The 16,211-nt window shown below is 31.9% G+C and carries 14 protein-coding genes and 1 pseudogene; 8 read left to right on the top strand and 7 right to left on the bottom strand.

The window, feature by feature from the left end; all coding sequences use genetic code 11:
* Nucleotides 1-93: 93 nt before the first annotated feature.
* Nucleotides 94-768, bottom strand: coding sequence for a lysoplasmalogenase (locus N4A42_RS04525; protein ID WP_294070504.1), 675 nt, complete (start codon nt 766-768; stop codon nt 94-96).
* Between the two features lie 160 nt (nt 769-928).
* Between N4A42_RS04525 and N4A42_RS04520 the strand changes: the two genes are divergently transcribed.
* Nucleotides 929-3,079, top strand: coding sequence for a TonB-dependent receptor (locus N4A42_RS04520; protein WP_294070501.1), 2,151 nt, complete (start codon nt 929-931; stop codon nt 3,077-3,079).
* Between the two features lie 91 nt (nt 3,080-3,170).
* On the top strand, nt 3,171-3,899 hold the full coding sequence (locus tag N4A42_RS04515) for an energy transducer TonB (protein ID WP_294070498.1): 729 nt from the start codon (nt 3,171-3,173) through the stop codon (nt 3,897-3,899).
* Between the two features lie 195 nt (nt 3,900-4,094).
* Here N4A42_RS04515 and N4A42_RS04510 read toward each other — a convergent pair whose 3' ends face one another.
* Both N4A42_RS04510 and N4A42_RS04505 read right to left on the bottom strand, forming a co-directional pair.
* Entirely contained in the window at nt 4,095-4,619 is a 525-nt protein-coding gene (locus N4A42_RS04510; RefSeq protein ID WP_294070495.1) for a GNAT family N-acetyltransferase, read from the bottom strand.
* Nucleotides 4,616-5,170: a thioredoxin family protein gene (locus N4A42_RS04505; protein WP_294070492.1), complete on the bottom strand. Its 555-nt coding sequence runs from the start codon at nt 5,168-5,170 to the stop codon at nt 4,616-4,618. The genes N4A42_RS04510 and N4A42_RS04505 overlap by 4 nt, the downstream gene beginning before the upstream one ends.
* Nucleotides 5,171-5,315: 145 nt before the next feature.
* On the opposite strand from N4A42_RS04505, the gene N4A42_RS04500 reads away from it, so the two are divergent.
* On the top strand, nt 5,316-5,651 hold the full coding sequence (locus tag N4A42_RS04500) for a tRNA-binding protein (RefSeq protein WP_294070489.1): 336 nt from the start codon (nt 5,316-5,318) through the stop codon (nt 5,649-5,651).
* A 73-nt stretch (nt 5,652-5,724) separates the two neighbouring features.
* On the opposite strand, the gene N4A42_RS04495 is transcribed toward N4A42_RS04500, so the two are convergent.
* The 3 genes from N4A42_RS04495 to N4A42_RS04485 all read right to left on the bottom strand — a co-directional run bounded on the left by N4A42_RS04495 (nt 5,725) and on the right by N4A42_RS04485 (nt 10,530).
* Nucleotides 5,725-8,235, bottom strand: a complete 2,511-nt coding sequence (locus tag N4A42_RS04495) for a M14 family zinc carboxypeptidase (RefSeq protein ID WP_294070486.1) — start codon at nt 8,233-8,235, stop codon at nt 5,725-5,727.
* Nucleotides 8,236-8,322: 87 nt separating this feature from the next.
* The gene (locus tag N4A42_RS04490; protein WP_294070483.1) at nt 8,323-8,712 is read right to left on the bottom strand and encodes a PUR family DNA/RNA-binding protein; all 390 of its coding nucleotides are present in this window, start codon (nt 8,710-8,712) and stop codon (nt 8,323-8,325) included.
* A 60-nt stretch (nt 8,713-8,772) separates the two neighbouring features.
* On the bottom strand, nt 8,773-10,530 hold the full coding sequence (locus N4A42_RS04485) for an ABC transporter ATP-binding protein (RefSeq protein ID WP_294070480.1): 1,758 nt from the start codon (nt 10,528-10,530) through the stop codon (nt 8,773-8,775).
* 133 nt (nt 10,531-10,663) lie between these two features.
* On the opposite strand from N4A42_RS04485, the gene N4A42_RS04480 reads away from it, so the two are divergent.
* The 4 genes from N4A42_RS04480 (at nt 10,664) to yajC (ending at nt 13,773) form a co-directional block, all read left to right on the top strand.
* Complete coding sequence (locus N4A42_RS04480; RefSeq protein ID WP_294070477.1) at nt 10,664-11,767, top strand: Glu/Leu/Phe/Val dehydrogenase; 1,104 nt, start codon at nt 10,664-10,666, stop codon at nt 11,765-11,767.
* A 91-nt stretch (nt 11,768-11,858) separates the two neighbouring features.
* Nucleotides 11,859-12,806, top strand: a complete 948-nt coding sequence (nusB, locus tag N4A42_RS04475) for a transcription antitermination factor NusB (protein ID WP_294070474.1) — start codon at nt 11,859-11,861, stop codon at nt 12,804-12,806.
* A 125-nt stretch (nt 12,807-12,931) separates the two neighbouring features.
* Entirely contained in the window at nt 12,932-13,474 is a 543-nt protein-coding gene (locus N4A42_RS04470; RefSeq protein WP_294070471.1) for a DUF1573 domain-containing protein, read from the top strand.
* A gap of 8 nt (nt 13,475-13,482) precedes the next feature.
* Entirely contained in the window at nt 13,483-13,773 is a 291-nt protein-coding gene (yajC, locus tag N4A42_RS04465; protein WP_294070468.1) for a preprotein translocase subunit YajC, read from the top strand.
* An 83-nt stretch (nt 13,774-13,856) separates the two neighbouring features.
* Here yajC and N4A42_RS04460 read toward each other — a convergent pair whose 3' ends face one another.
* The gene (locus N4A42_RS04460) at nt 13,857-14,456 is read right to left on the bottom strand and encodes a YdeI family protein (protein WP_294070465.1); all 600 of its coding nucleotides are present in this window, start codon (nt 14,454-14,456) and stop codon (nt 13,857-13,859) included.
* Between the two features lie 376 nt (nt 14,457-14,832).
* Between N4A42_RS04460 and N4A42_RS04455 the strand changes: the two are divergent.
* Nucleotides 14,833-16,211 (top strand): annotated as a pseudogene (locus tag N4A42_RS04455) (hypothetical protein); the annotation flags it as partial.

Genomic DNA, 16,211 nt, shown 5'->3' with positions numbered 1-16,211 from the left:
AAATAGAGTAATAATATTCTTTAACTGGAGTTACAACTATATCAATTTTGATAAGGCTGCTAGGCTAATTATAAGACCGTTTAAAAAGAGCGATTAATCTTCTTTTAGTTTTAAAACACCTATTACAATTAAATATTGAGCTAAAGCATAAGTTACCATTATACTAATATTAGATAAAGGTATTGGTTGGTAAAACTTATTAAGTGCCAAAATGCTATCTGATATCATAAAGAAAATAGCACCTATGAATACCAGTTTGTAACTTAAGCTGTTCACAATATCTTTTCTTAAAAAAGCTGTTGTAGCCATGCTTAAAATTACTATCATATATATAATAACTGGTGTTAACATGTCTCCTAGACCGTCTTTTAATAAGTAGAATAAACCTGAAGCATAGATTAATAATAAGACTAAAAACTCTAGTGCTGACTTGCTTTTGTTTTTATGTTTTAGAAATACTACGATGTACATTATATGTGCTATTAAAAAAGCAACAAGACCAACTGTAAAAAAGTGCGGTGATTGGTTTACAAACATTAATAGAACATCACCTAACAAAGAAAAAATTAAAGCGAGTAGTGTTAGGGTTTTTATACTTTTTTTAAGCGAATGAGATGTTTTAATAAATAAAACAATCAAACTAATTACTATAGCAGGTTTGGCAATGTAATGTGCTGTTTGCAAAGTTTCTGTATTGGCAGTAATCAATTCAAAAAGAACGATTATAAAAAATACAATACTGAATTTTTTTTCGGTGTTGGTTAGCATTTTATTGTTTTTAAGATTCTAAAAAATCAATTCGTCATCAAATTATTACAGTTCAGTAAAATTCAATTGATGTTCATTCAAAAATAGAAGAAGTTTGTACAACAATCAATACTGAGATTAATTCAGTAAAAAAAAGCGAACTTTTATAATCAATCAAAAAATGAATAAGTTAATTACACTAATAGTTTTATGTCTCATTAATATTAACCATGCTCAAACTACAATTTCGGGAAAGGTAATCGATAATAAAAACCAACCCATAGAAGGCGCTAATGTTTATTTAGATGGTACTTATGATGGTGCTACAACAGATGTTGAAGGCAAATTTTTATTTACTACAGAAGAAAAAGGCACTCAAGCATTAGTTGTTTCATTTTTGTCTTACGAAACTAAAACCATTGTAAATGATGTTTCTAAATTTTCAAACCTTAAAATAATACTTAGAGAAGATGTAGAGTCTTTAGATGCTGTAGTATTAAGCGCAGGTACATTTGAAGCTAATGACAATAGTAAAGTATCTGTTTTAAAGCCTTTAGACGTTGTTACAACCGCAAGTGCGCTTGGTGATTTTGTAGGAGCTTTACAGACACTTCCTGGAACGTCTAATGTAGCTGAAGATGGACGTTTGTTTGTTCGTGGTGGAAATGCAGATGAGACGCAAATATTTATAGATGGTATTAGAGTATTTACTCCATATTCACCTACAACTAATAATATTCCAACTCGTGGACGTTATTCACCATTTTTGTTTGATGGTATTACGTTTTCAACTGGTGGTTACTCTTCAGAATTTGGGCAAGCTTTATCTAGTGTTTTATTGTTAAATACTATAGATGAACCAGTGCAAGAAAAAACAGATATAGGTATAATGACTGTAGGTGCAGCACTCGGAAATACACAGAAATGGGAGAAGTCATCATTAAGTTTTAACGCATCTTATATAAATCTGGCACCTTACTTAGCAGTTTTTAAAGATAGAAATGATTGGGAAAATCCATATCAAGGTGCGCAAGGGGAAATGGTGTATAGATATCAACTTAATACTGGTATGTTAAAATTTTATGCGGCTTTTGATACGGCTAAGTTTCAGTTAACCCAAGAAGATATCAATCTAGAAGAAGGTTTAGACTTTAAACTCAATAATAATAACTTTTATGTTAATACATCTTACAAAGGTATTTTAGATAATAATTGGACGCTTAGCACAGGTTTAAGTTATACCTATGCAAAGAATGATATTGGTGCTATGACAAGCGATATTGATAACACTGAAAACTCAGCACATATAAAACTGAAACTAAAAAAACGATTCCATAGCAGATTTAAGCTAAGTTTTGGAGCTGAGCAATTTATTACAGATTTTGATGAAAATTATAAAGAAGGTTCAATAAACGAATCTTATGATTTTGAAAATAATATTACAGCAGGTTTTGCAGAAGCCGATTTAATTTTTTCAAAAAGCTTAGCTTTAAAAATAGGGTTAAGAGCAGATTATAGTTCTATATTTAATACAACAGATATTGCGCCTAGAGCGGCATTAGCTTATAAAACCTCAAAAAACGGACAGGTGTCTTTGGCTTATGGTAACTTTTTTCAAAACCCAAGCAATTCTATTTTAAAATTTAATAAAGATTTAGAAGCCGAAAAAACATCACATTATATATTAAACTATCAGTATGTTAATGATGGAAAGATATTTAGAGCAGAAGCCTACCGAAAAGATTACGATAATTTGGTGAAGTTTGATACAGAATTTGCATCATTTGATAGTGATTACAATTCTAATGGCGACGGTTATGCGCAAGGTGTGGATTTGTTTTGGAGAGATAATACGAGTATTAAAAACTTAGATTATTGGGTGAGTTATTCATATTTAGATACAGAGCGTAATTACAGAAATTATCAAGCAAAAGTACAACCAGGATTTGCTACAAATCATAATTTATCAATAGTAGGCAAGTATTGGGTAGATAGTTGGAAAAGTCAGTTAGGTTTATCTTATGCATATGCTTCCGGTAGACCTTATACAAATCCTAATACCAACGAATTTTTAGGTGAACGTACTAAATCTTTTAATAGCATAAGCTTTAATTGGGCATATTTATTAGATCAGCAAAAGATATTGTATTTCTCAGTAAATAATTTGTTAGGATTTAATAATATTAATGGTTATCAATATGCCAATACAGCAGATATAAATGGTCAATTTAACCGAAGAGCATTACGACCAGCTGCTGACCAATTCTTTTTTGTAGGCTTCTTTTGGACGATTAGCGAAGATGGAAAAGACAATCAATTAGATAACTTGTAAGCTTTTAACACTTGGTCACAAGGCTAACATGATAAATATCATACTTTTTGAGCCAAATGATGCTTAACTTTAATATGTAAAATTAAACGTCATGGAACTCAAAAAGAACCCAAGAGCCAATGTAGGTCGAAACAGCAGTTTGTATTTTGCTGTTGGCTTAAACGTAATGTTACTCCTTACATATTTAGGGTTAGAACATAAGACTTACGAAACCGAAGCGACTAAGATTGATGTCTTAATGTTAACAGAGCAGTTAGAAGAAGAAATTCCTATAACAACTATTAATATTCCGCCACCACCTCCACCACCAAAACAGGTTGTAACTGAAGCAATAACTGTGGTTGAAGATGTTGAAGAAATAGAAGAAACCTTTGTAGAAAGTACAGAAATAGGTCAAGATGATGAGATTGAAGAGCGAGTGGTAAGTGTAGAGGATGTAGAAGTAGAAGAAGTAGAAGAAGATGTAGAAGTACCTTTTGCAGTAATAGAACGTGTGCCTCAATTTCCAGGATGTAAAGGTAATAATGCAGAATTAAAAGCATGTTTCCAAGCAAAAATGCAAGAACACCTGCAAAAGCATTTTAGATATCCTGAAGCAGCAGCAGAGCTCAATATACAAGGTAGAGTGTTTGTTTTCTTCTTAATAGATAAACATGGTAAAGTATCAAAAATACAAACTCGTGGACCTGATAAATTATTAGAAACTGAAGCTAATCGTATTATTAGCTTATTACCTAAAATGGAACCAGGTAAGCAAAGAAACAAGCCAGTTGGTGTTCCTTACAGTATACCAATAAACTTTAAGTTACAGATGAACTAAACTAGAATGATTGGTTTAGATAATTTTTTTTGATTGATTGTAGAACCTCTTTTTTAAGAGGTTCTGTTTTTTTATAGGTTGTTATAAAAGCCTTTGTTTTGTAGGTATAGGGTTGTCACACAATGCTTTTGCCTTCTTAAGTATCAAAATAGCTTTTATATTCTTAAAATTCGAAAAAACTAATAGTTTGTGAATTTATAAAAAAGGGTTTTTAAGGGTGTACCAGTTACATAGCTCACCATCAAATTTAAAAGTGCCAGAAGGTATTAAACCTATTTTTTTAAGAATAACATTAGAAACTGTGTGATTAGCTTCAGCAGCACCACTGATCTCTTTTAGTTTTAATTCTTTAAAACCATGGTCTAAGGAAGCAATCGCAGATTCTGTAGCATAGCCATTTCCCCAATGTTTTTCTTTAAAACGATAGCCAATGTCGTAATAGTTAAATTCTTTACGAACAACACATTCGTATTTAAGTCCAGACCAACCTAAAAATTCATTAGTGTCTTTTTTTATAACAGCTAATCTTCCGAGGTTGAATTCTTCGTATTGCTGAAGAATATTTTTAATTATGGCTTTAGATTGCTCAATGGATGTTACAGGGTTTTTACCTAAGAACTCATGAACTTTAGGGTTAGAGTCTAATTCAAAAAAATCTTGAGCATCATCTATAGTAACTGGTCTAAGAATAAGGCGCTTGGTTTCAATGTGAATGTTCATTTCCACTTAATATTACAACCCATACTAGGTTTTTGGTTTATATTAATAGTTTCGTTGTTTAAAAGCGCGTCCATAGCAGCTCTTAAATCTTTTCCAGTAACAGGAATATCATTTCCAGGTCTAGAGTTGTCTAATTGACCAGCATAAACGAGCTTTAATTCGTCGTTAAATAAAAAGAAATCTGGTGTGCATGCAGCATCATAAGCTTTGGCGATATCTTGGGTTTCGTCATATAAATACGGAAAAGGATAGTGGTTGTCTTTAGCATGTTGCTTCATTTTATCAGGTCCATCTTGCGGGTAATTAACCACATCATTGCTAGAAATAGCAATACAATTTATACCTTTTTCTTTGTAATCATTTGCTAATTGAACTAATTGCGCGTTAACATGAATTACATAAGGGCAGTGATTACAGATAAACATTACTAATGTAGCTGTATGTCCTTTTAAATCATTGAGCGATTTTATTTGGTCGTCTTTAGTGTCAATTAAACTAAAATCTGGTGCTGTTGTGCCCAAAGGCAACATGTTTGACGGTGTTAGTGCCATTATATTTTTTGTTATTTTTATATTACGTTTAGTTTGTTAAGGCGTAAAGCGAAAATCTAATCTGATTTTATTTTACGATTTTACAAGTCCAATCTAACATTTTGGTTAAAATTAATAAAGATTCTCACTTTGGTGAGAAATGAGTATGAATAATATAATAACATTTGAAGATTTTACAAAAGTAGATTTGCGTGTAGGAACCATTATAGAGGTTAATGATTTTCCTAATGCCAGAAAACCAGCTTACCAACTTACTATAGATTTTGGTGACTTAGGTGTTAAAAAGTCTTCAGCTCAAATTACTACTTTGTATACAAAAGAGGATCTAATAAAAAGGCAAATTGTGGCAGTAGTTAATTTTCCGAAAAAACAAATTGCTAATTTTATGAGTGAATGTTTGGTAATGGGAGCTGTAAAAGCCAGTGACGTGTTTTTATTACATCCTGAAGCTAATGTTGAAAATGGCTCACAGGTGTCTTAATTTTATGGGATTGTTTAACTGTTGAGGTGTGTGTTTGTTTAGTTGATTATTTAGTTTATCTAACATCTAACCATTACATCTCGTCTCTAAAGAAAATAGCATTCATTAATAATTTATTAGTGCCATACCAAAAAGCTCTAAAGTTGGTGTTGTCTGTAAAGGCTATAACTTTACCACGATTAATTCGGCCAATTTTTAGCGGTATAGATAAACTAAGGCTGTCTAGGTTTTCTTCAGATATGTAACCACTCAATAAAGGGTTTTTAGTATACTGAATTGGGTTGTCATAGCTATTTTTATTGGGCTTAATAAACAGTGTTGAGTTTCTAAATAGGGCTAATTTATCATTTTTATATCCAAAATTAATAGGGTGAGAACGGTCTAGTTTGGTTTCGAAAATAGCACCACCAATATATTGCGCACCTTTAAAGTTACTGCGTTGTTCATAGCTAATATTTTTAGCTTTTATTGAATTTTTTTTCTTGAAATTAATTTTCATTATTTCGTTAGAATTTAACCATTTTAAGGTGTTTTTATAAGCAATTAAGGTGCCACCTTCGTTAATCCACTTTTTTAGTTTTTTAGAATTTCCTTTATTTAAAGCAGGTGTAGAATTCACCATAATAATGGTGTTATATCTGTTTAAATCTGCTCTGCTAAAATTTTTTGTGTCGAGTTTAGTAGTAATAATATCATAGCGTGTGTCTAATAAATGCCAAATTTCACCAGCATCGTAAGGGTTGATGCCACTACCAACTACTAAAGCAATTTTTGGGAGCTCTATTGTTCTAAAGTTATTACTTCCTAAGTCAATACCCTCATTTAATCCTGTTGAGACTCCTTCTATGGTAATATAGCTTTCTTGTGCTGCATCGTTTAAGAACGAATAAATTTCAGAAACAGGTAGATTTTGGTTTTTAGCAGGAATCATAATTGTGCCATAATCATAAGACTTACCATTGGTTTTAAAATTCTTTAAGCTCACCTTTGCACGTATGCCTTTTTTTAAAATTTTATTCAAGAGTTTAGGTGCGTAGTATTCATTCCATGCAAAAAGATAAGCATAATCACTTTTTGAAGATACACCACCTTTTTGATGCTCTAAATTTGTGACTTCATCGCCAGATTTTGCAGTGGTAGTTTCAGTATAGTCTAAGTTGAATGCAAGAGGAAATGTCCACGCAGAAATATCATAAAACAAACTGTCTTGAAACGTGGTGCGTTTTTCAAACATAGCATTAATTAATCGTGTGTTTTTTTGATTTTTTGGAACAATGTAACTATACCCTTTTTTGTAATTATCACCATCTAATGTAAAATTTGATTTAACGTTATAAAATTTAATTCTATGACGCTTTAATATTTCGGCCAAATGATAGGTTTTTGCAGCATCTTTTTCATCGCCAAAAACAATAGCTTTATTACCTTCTTTAGTTGCTTCTTTACGTGCATTTATATAGAAGCTTTGTTGGTATTTTAAAATCTCTTTTCGCATATTAAATGCAGCTTCTAAAGTAGATAACGCGGCTGTAAATTGATTTCTTATAGTAAAAGGAAAAGTGAGTAAGCCATTGTCACTTTCTTGTATGTGTCCTCGGGAACTAGCTTGTTCAAACAAAATTCCGATGCTTCCATTAACATCAGGAAATGTAGAGCCTTTTCCGTAGTAGAAATCATCATAGCTTTCTTCAGAATAGTACAATGATCCAATTTTATCAAACGCTTTTGCATGATATTCAGCAATCTCTTTTGTTAATGCCTGATTTAATTTAGGTGTTAATGGATGTGTACGAGAAGGAATGCCAGGTTGAAAGAAAAAGGTAGAGTTTGTACCCATTTCATGATGATCGGTTAAGATGTTTGGTAACCATTTATGGAAGGTCTCAATTCTAACTCTAGATTCTGGTAACTGTACAGGTAACCAGTCTCTATTCATATCAAACCAATAGTGGTTGGTACGTCCACCAGGCCAAACTTCACTGTATTCTCTGTCGTTTGGATCTGGATTAAGATTCATGCTTTTATTAGTGTTTGCCCAATACGCAAAACGTTGTAAACCATCAGGATTAAGTGAAGGATCGAATAAAATGATGGTATTGTTTAGTAATTTTTCGATTTTAGGACCTTGAGCAGCCGCTAAATAATAAGCTGCAATTAAGGCAGCGTTAGAGCCACTTGGTTCATTACCATGTATTGAAAAGCCTTGGTAAACTACAATAGGTCTATTGTCTGCATTAATAGTGTTGCTATCTGTAGCCTTAATGTGTATAGATTGTATCTCGTCTATGTTGGTGTGGTTGGTTGGTGACGTAATTGTAAGCAACAGCAGTGGCCTATCTTCAAAAGTTTTTCCTCGGTCTTCAACGATTATTCGATCTGAAGCATTCGCTAAAGCATACATATAATGCACGAGTTTATCGTGTGTAATATGCCATTGACCTACTTCGTGTCCAATAACACTCTGTGGTGTTGGTATGCTTGGATTGTATTGTACATCATTAGGTAAGTAATACGAAAGGTTTGTATTAGATTGAGAAAATAGTGTAGTGGTTGCTAAAATGAACAATATAACAATGCGTTGCATAAGGTATTAAAACATGGTTAAAGTCTAAAAATAAAAAAACCGTTACATTTTGTAACGGTATCTTTTTAATTTAAATAGAATTAGTTTTTAAATATCATCAAAATTGATGTCAGTAAAACTACCTGTTCCTTGGTTGTCGTTAGATGTTTTTGCTTCATGTGTTACAAATTCATCTTCGCGTTTAAAATCTCTTTGGTGTCTTTCGCTAATAACCTCTTCACCTTTTTCACTTATAATGTAATCAGTCATTTCAGCTAAAATTTCTCTAAACTCAGAAAAATCTTCTTTGTATAAATAAATTTTATGCTTTTTGTAATGGAAAGATCCATCATCGTTAGTAAATTTCTTACTTTCTGTAATGGTTAGGTAGTAATCACCTGCTTTAGTAGCTCTAACATCAAAGAAATAGGTTCTTCTTCCGGCACGAAGTACTTTAGAATATATTTCTTCTTTATCCATCATTTCATAATCGCTCATAAATCGATTTTTTTAAATTTCCTCTCAAAAATCTAAAAAAAAAGTTAACTAACAAACAAATTATTGTATTTCTTTTTCTGAGAGTTGTTTTGTGTAAAGCTCCTTATAATAGCCGTCAATATTTATAAGATGATTGTGTTTTCCTATTTGTGTTATTCTGCCATCTTCCAAGACAATAATCTGATCTGCATTTTTTGCAGAAGATACACGATGGCTAACTATAATCGTTGTTTTGCCTTTAGTTAGCTTAACAAGATTTTTAAGGATTTTTTCTTCAGTTTCTGTGTCTACAGCAGATAAGCAATCGTCAAATAATAAAATATCTGGCTTTTTTATAATAGCTCTTGCAATGGAAACACGCTGTTTTTGTCCGCCAGATAATGTGATACCACGTTCTCCTAAAATGGTATCGTAACCTTTATTGAATTTAATAATGTTTTTGTGGACTTTAGCGTTTTTAGCAGCTTCGATAACTTCTTCTTCAGTGGCATCTTCTTTACCAAACATAATATTGTTTTTAATACTATCTGAAAATAAGAAAGCATCTTGAGGTACATAACCAATGCTATTTCTTAAGCTATAAAGGTTTAAATCTGAAATGGTTTTTCCATCAATTAAAATATCTCCATTTTCTATATCGTATAAGCGACCAATTAGATCTAAAATAGTAGATTTTCCAGAACCTGTTTTTCCTAAAATAGCAAGTGTTTCACCAGATTTTAGAGTAAAGGAAATGTCTTTTAAAGCTTTTATATTTGTGTCTGGATATACGAAGGATACATTTTTATATTCTATATCTCCTTTAATAGGGGTGAGCTGGTCTGTTTTATTCTGAATTTCGGGTTCGGTCTTTAAAAATTCATTGATACGTTCTTGTGAGGCTTCAGCTTGTTGTACTAAAGAAGTTACCCAACCAACTGTAGCTACTGGCCAAGTAAGCATGTTTACGTAAATAATAAATTCAGCTATAGTACCAATATTTTCAATTTCACCATTAATATATTGCATTCCTCCAACATAAATAACGATGAGGTTACTAGCACCAATCAGTAATATCATTAGTGGAAAGAAAAGCGCTTGCACTTTGGTTAAGTTAATTTGCTTTTGTCTGTTTTCGGCAGAAAGTTCTTCAAACTCAGTATTTGTTTTGGCTTCTATACCATATGATTTAATCACCGAAATACCGCTAAATGTTTCTTGAGAATATGTAGAAAGGGTAGATAATGATTGTTGCACTATTGTACTTCTTTTATTAATAAGACTGCTCAATTTATAAATTGAAAACGACAGAATAGGTAAAGGCATTAATGTGTACATCGTAAGCTTTGGTGCTGTATTTACCATATAAATAATGGCTACTGTGAATAATGTAATGGTGTTAATGGTGTACATTAAAGCTGGCCCAACGTACATACGTACTTTTCCAACATCTTCACTAATACGATTCATTAAGTCTCCTGTTCTGTTAGATTTATAGAAGTTTAATGATAGTACTTGGTAGTGTTTATAGATTTCATTTTTTAAATCGAACTCTATAAATCGCGATACATTAATTATGGTTTGTCGCATTAAAAATGTAAATAAACCAGCAATAACAGCAGCACCAACAATGTATAATATGTTAATTGTTAATTCACTTGTAAAAATGTCATCAGTTATTTTTCCGTCTAAGCGTTTAGAAATTATATTAATAGAATCACCTACCAATCTAGGAGTGAATAACACAAATACCTTAGATATTACAGTAATAATAATACCTATAATTAAACGATATCTGTATTTATAAAAGTATTTATTTAAATGTTTTAGTGCTTTCATAGTATGTTTGATCAGTCAAAAATATTGTGATAATCTTATTTTGACGTTAATATTTTGCTAATCCTCCAATTATAATATATTTTTGCAATCTGTTTTTAGATAATCTATAAGCAGCCTTAAATCTTTTACAAGAATGACTTCAGAAATAATAAGTTCAAAAGAACTTTCAAAAGTAGATCCAGTATTTGGTCAAAACTCATTTGACAATCATGAACAAATCGTTTTTTGCAACGACAAAGATACTGGTTTAAAAGCTATAATTGGTATACACAATACAGTTTTAGGTCCTGCTTTAGGTGGTACCAGAATGTGGAACTATAATAATGAATGGGAAGCTCTTAATGATGTATTACGTCTATCTCGTGGTATGACTTTTAAATCTGCAATAACAGGTTTAAACTTAGGAGGAGGAAAAGCCGTTATTATTGGTGATGCAAAAACACAAAAAACACCAGAATTAATGAAACGTTTTGGTGAATTTGTTCACTCATTAAGCGGTAAATACATCACGGCTGAAGATGTAGGAATGGCTACAGAAGATATGGATACTGTAAGAGAAGTTACGCCTTATGTAACAGGGATTTCTGAAAGTAAAGGAGGAGCAGGTAATCCATCTCCAATTACAGCTTATGGTGTTTTTATGGGTATGAAAGCAGCAGCTAAGTTTAAATATGGCTCTGAAATTTTAGAAGATAAAAACGTTTTTGTACAAGGTATAGGTAATGTTGGTGAAGCATTAGTAGAACATTTAGTAAATGAAGGTGCTAATGTAACTATTGCAGATATTAGCCCAGAACGCTTAGAAGAAGTACGTTCTAAATACGGTGCTACAATTTATAATGGTAATGATATTTATAGTGAAGCTATGGATATTTATGCGCCTTGTGCTTTAGGAGCTACAATAAACGATGATACCATTTATAAATTAAAAGCAGATATCGTTGCTGGTGCTGCTAATAACCAATTGGCAGAAGAAAATAAGCATGGCAGAATCTTACAAGAGAGAGGTATTGTTTATGCACCAGATTTTTTAATTAATGCAGGTGGTATTATTAATGTATATGCTGAGTTAGAAAACTATGGTAGACAAGAAATAATGCGTAAAACTGAAAATATTTACAATACAACATTAGAGATTTTAGACAATGCTAAAGCTAATGCTGTAACTACGCATACAGCTGCTTTAAATATTGCGGAACAACGTATTGAAACTCGAAAAAGAGAAAATTCTAAATAATTTTTTTCAGAATTAAATAATAGTATTTTTGCAAGGTGAATCTACAGAGATTCACCTTTTTTTAATAACCATATAATACGGTTATATATACATGCTTAACAGAAGACATATAAGAATAAAAGTAATGCAATCGTTGTATGCTTTTAAAGGCCATGAGAGTGACGATTTGGCAAAAGACGAAAGGTTTTTAATGCACAGTTTAGACAGCATGTTAGATCTGTATCTTTCTATTTTAGCTTTGCTCACAGAACTACACAAAAAGAGTAAAGACTATAATGAAAAGCTTCAGAAAAAGCTTTTAGGTTCAGACTCTGATAGAAATCCAAACACCAAATTTCAGGATAATTTGTTGTTAAGCATTATTAGTGATAATAAAATGTTGCAAGATATTATTGCTAAGCGCAAGTTGAATTTTTGGGATCTCGATTTTGAGTATGTGGATATCCTTTTTAAGGCCATTAAAAATAGTGAGCTTTATGAAGATTACATAAACGATACAGAAGAAGCTAATCTTAAAAGAGATAAACAATTTATTATAGATGTTTACACAGAAATAATAGCACCAAACGATAAGTTATTCGATTATTTTGAAGATAAAAAACTAACTTGGGTTGATGATTTTCCTGTAGTGAATACAGTATTATTGAAAGTTTTAAGGAAAGTAAAACTAACATCTTCAGACACTAAATTGTTGCCAGATTTATATAAGGACGAAGACGATAAAGAATTTGCTAAAGACTTATTCAAGAAAACGGTATTAAACAACTCTAAGTTTGTTGAAGAAATCTCAAAAAGAACCACGAATTGGGATAGTGAACGTTTAGCAAGTTTAGATGGTTTATTATTAAAGATGGCTTTGTGTGAGTTTCAAAAGTTTCCATCAATTCCTCATAAAGTTACAATCAATGAATATTTAGAAATTGCTAAAGAATATTCAACTCCAAAAAGTAGCTTGTTTATTAACGGAATACTAGATAAAATCGTAAAAGAATATCAATCAAAAGATTTGTTTCCTAAGGCAGGAAGAGGGCTTATGTAAGCCTGTTTTGTAGTGTGTTTCTTTGTTGAACGTGTTAAGAGCTAATTAAAAAGTTTTAATTGCTGGGAATAATTATTACCTTTGGCAACCTAAAAAATTAAAAATATTAATTTAATAGATAAGTAATGAAAAAGATAATCTTAGGACTTAGCGCATTATGTATGATAGCTTTTACATCTTGTAAAGATGATGCAGCTAGTAAAGTTAATTCAGAAAAAGTAGCAGTTGCTGCAGAGAGAGACGCTAATGCAGGTAACTTTCCTGTAATGAAATTAGATAAAGAAGTACATGATTTTGGTACAATTGTAAACGGAACTCCAGTAGAAACTATATTTAAGTATACTAACACTGGTAATTCTATGCTTGTAGTAAGTAACATTAAGAGTACTTGTGGTTGTACAGTACCTTCTAACTATACAAAAGAAGTTGCACCAGGAGAAACAGGTCAGTTTACTGTAAAGTTTAATGGTAAAGGAAATGGTAAAGTTTCTAAATCATTAACAATGACTGCTAATACTGAGAAGGGAACTCAAATTGTAAAAATTACAGCAATGGTAGAAAAAGATCCTAATGCGCCTGCGAAACTTACCCCAGTTAAAACGGCAAACCCATTAGCTACTAAAAAAACGTCAACTAAACCAGGTCACGAAGGTCATAACCACGACTAAGAATTAATATGGAAGGAATAGGTTCATTTTTACCGTTTATAGCCATTTTTGCTGTGATGTATTTTTTTATGATTGCACCACAAATGAAACGCGCTAAACAAGAGAAGAAATTTGCAAGCGAATTAAAGCGAGGAGACCGTGTTATAACAAAAAGTGGGATGCATGGCAAAATTGTAGAATTAAACGACAAAGACAGTAGTTGTGTTATTGAAACATTAGCTGGAAAAATAAAATTTGATCGTTCTGCAATCTCAATGGAAATGAGCAAAAAACTTAACGCACCAGTTAAGGCAAAATAAATCTTCCAATAAAAAATATTTAATACTAAAAAAGCTTCTCAAACGAGAAGCTTTTTTAGTTACTGAAAATTTATACTAAAGCATTAACAGTTTTTGTACTTATCATTTAAGCCAATACCATTTAAAATCATTGGAGTAATTTTTTCAATTCGAGAATGTCTTGTAGCTTCTTTTTTTGCGCTACTAATATGTTCACAGTATTCACGCTGTTTTCCTGGTGTTAATGCTAAAAAAGCAGTATTTAATTCTGAATTAATTTTAAAAAAAGCTTTTAATTCTGGTGGAATATCAACAGATTTGTTTTTACGTTCTGGTTTTATTTCTTTTCCTAAGCGTTGATTTTCTATAGCCTCTTTTACATAACTCAAAACAGCAGACTTGTTAATGTCATTAATAGATTCAAAACGCATTTGGCGTAGCGCTTTTGTTTTTCCTTCTTGAGCATTAATTAATAAACTGTGTTTGTCCTTTAAAAATACTCCTTGAAAAAACCAAATTCCAAAATGGTTTTTAAATGCTCCTAAACCTACTACGTTTTTACCATTAAGTGTATAAGTTGGTGCACTCCATTTTATAGTTTCCTCTAATTCTGTAGAATTAATAATACTCCTTAGAATTGTCAGTTCTTCAGCAAAGTGAGAATTTTGTTCTATATATTCTTCAACCGATGATGCTTTTTTCATTTTTAGTGTTTTTTAAGGTTTAAGAGATAAGTATCTAAATTTAGTAAACTAATACTAACAACAGAAACTATAATTTAAAATTTTCTGAATAAGAATTTAGAATTTAAACGATGTAGATATTATTTAATTAGGTTGTCGTTATTTATCTGCGTTTCATCGATTTTTTTGAAAATCATTTTTTTTTAACATTTTTTTTTAACTAAATTTCAAAGAAATAATTTTCAAAATAGCGATTGATTAATAGCATAATTATCGCTCAAATCCTACCTTATTTACCTATCAGTTTTTTACTGAATATGTTTTAATTATTCAGTTGAAATCTGTTATAACCTCTTTTGTTGTGATAGTTTATATAAATTACTAACACCAACAATTTATGACTGAAAAACCAACTTTTCGAACCCCAATTATTAGATTTATTTTATTAGCCGCCTTTGTCTGTTTTAGCTGGCAAAGTAATGCACAATGTACAACTGCTGGATCTGGTCAGTGGCCCAGTTCACAGGTAGATGTAGATAATTCAGGTGCAGTACAACAATATAATACCAACCTTTGGACAGATGAGTTTTCAGATGTAACAGGTTATAATATTGGTGATGAGTATGTAATTACACTTACGCTTAATTCTGATGGTACACCCAAATATATTACACTTGTAGATAGTGGAGGTGCAGTAGTAGCAAATGGTCTATCACCATTAACTTTTATAGCTACAGATGTTGATTTAGATATTTACCGCCATGACGACGATGGATCTGGAGGTTGCACAGGTGTAAATCAGGGTCATACAGGGACTATACAAAATTTAAGTAATGCATGTACGACAGGGCCAGTTATAGACAGTGCCACAGTAGTAGACAGTTGTAACCCAGATGGAACAGGCATGTTTAGTATAGAGGTTGTTGTATCTGATGTAGGTGATGCAGGTACAGTCATTAATGATGGAACAACGGATTCCCCAGTAGTAGTTGGAACAATGACATTTGGTCCATTTAACAGTGGTGATTCCGTAACTTTAACTATAGATGCTTTAGATGATTCTTGTGATTCAAGTTTAGGGGACTTTACTTTTTCTTGTCCGTTACCTGCACCTGAAAATGATGAATGTTTAGATGCTATAACAGTGTCTTGTGGAGGTCAATATATAGGTGATACATCAAGTGCAAATCCAGAAGTTGACGATCCAGGAACTTGTGGTACATCAGCAGGTACAGCTGGAGCAGTTTGGTATACTTATACAGGATCTAATTCTAATGATGGAAGTGCAGCAGTAGGTAGTTTAGGTGATGAAGTAACATTAGACTTAAGCTTGTCAACATTTGATACAAAGATTAGATTATTTACAGGTGTATGTGGCGATTTAACTTGTGTAGATGGAGATGATGATGGTGGAGCAGGGACTACATCGTTATTAACATTTAACGCAATAGTAGGTACAGAATATTATATTTTAGTTCATGGATTTTCAGCTAATGCAGGTGTGTACACATTAGATGTGTCTTGTACACCACCTCCAATGTGTTCTGCACCAGTTATAGATAGTGCCACAGTGGTAGACAGTTGTAATCCAGATGGTACAGGACTGTTTAGTGTAGATGTTGTTGTTTCTGATGTAGGAGATGCAGGTACAGTAATCAGTGATGGCACTAATACATATCCAGTAGTTGCAGGAACTGTAACCGTAGGGCCTTATAATAGTGGTGATTCCGTAACGTTGACAATTGATGCAACGGATGATGCCTGTGATTCAAGTTT

It is taken from the genome of Winogradskyella sp. (assembly GCF_025210595.1).
Lineage (GTDB): Bacteria > Bacteroidota > Bacteroidia > Flavobacteriales > Flavobacteriaceae > Winogradskyella.
The sequence above is the reverse complement of the archived record's forward strand: the minus strand, read 5'-3'. Positions and strand labels throughout refer to the sequence as shown.

Coding starts and splice junctions, on each gene's coding strand:
- N4A42_RS04495 (WP_294070486.1), bottom strand. CDS start 8,235: ATGCAACGCATTGTTATATTGTTCATTTTAGCAACCACTACACTATTT.
- nusB (WP_294070474.1), top strand. CDS start 11,859: ATGCTTAACAGAAGACATATAAGAATAAAAGTAATGCAATCGTTGTAT.
- N4A42_RS04505 (WP_294070492.1), bottom strand. CDS start 5,170: ATGGCACTAACACCGTCAAACATGTTGCCTTTGGGCACAACAGCACCA.
- N4A42_RS04480 (WP_294070477.1), top strand. CDS start 10,664: ATGACTTCAGAAATAATAAGTTCAAAAGAACTTTCAAAAGTAGATCCA.
- N4A42_RS04525 (WP_294070504.1), bottom strand. CDS start 768: ATGCTAACCAACACCGAAAAAAAATTCAGTATTGTATTTTTTATAATC.
- N4A42_RS04510 (WP_294070495.1), bottom strand. CDS start 4,619: ATGAACATTCACATTGAAACCAAGCGCCTTATTCTTAGACCAGTTACT.
- N4A42_RS04470 (WP_294070471.1), top strand. CDS start 12,932: ATGAAAAAGATAATCTTAGGACTTAGCGCATTATGTATGATAGCTTTT.
- N4A42_RS04520 (WP_294070501.1), top strand. CDS start 929: ATGAATAAGTTAATTACACTAATAGTTTTATGTCTCATTAATATTAAC.
- N4A42_RS04460 (WP_294070465.1), bottom strand. CDS start 14,456: ATGAAAAAAGCATCATCGGTTGAAGAATATATAGAACAAAATTCTCAC.
- N4A42_RS04490 (WP_294070483.1), bottom strand. CDS start 8,712: ATGAGCGATTATGAAATGATGGATAAAGAAGAAATATATTCTAAAGTA.
- N4A42_RS04515 (WP_294070498.1), top strand. CDS start 3,171: ATGGAACTCAAAAAGAACCCAAGAGCCAATGTAGGTCGAAACAGCAGT.
- N4A42_RS04500 (WP_294070489.1), top strand. CDS start 5,316: ATGAATAATATAATAACATTTGAAGATTTTACAAAAGTAGATTTGCGT.
- yajC (WP_294070468.1), top strand. CDS start 13,483: ATGGAAGGAATAGGTTCATTTTTACCGTTTATAGCCATTTTTGCTGTG.
- N4A42_RS04485 (WP_294070480.1), bottom strand. CDS start 10,530: ATGAAAGCACTAAAACATTTAAATAAATACTTTTATAAATACAGATAT.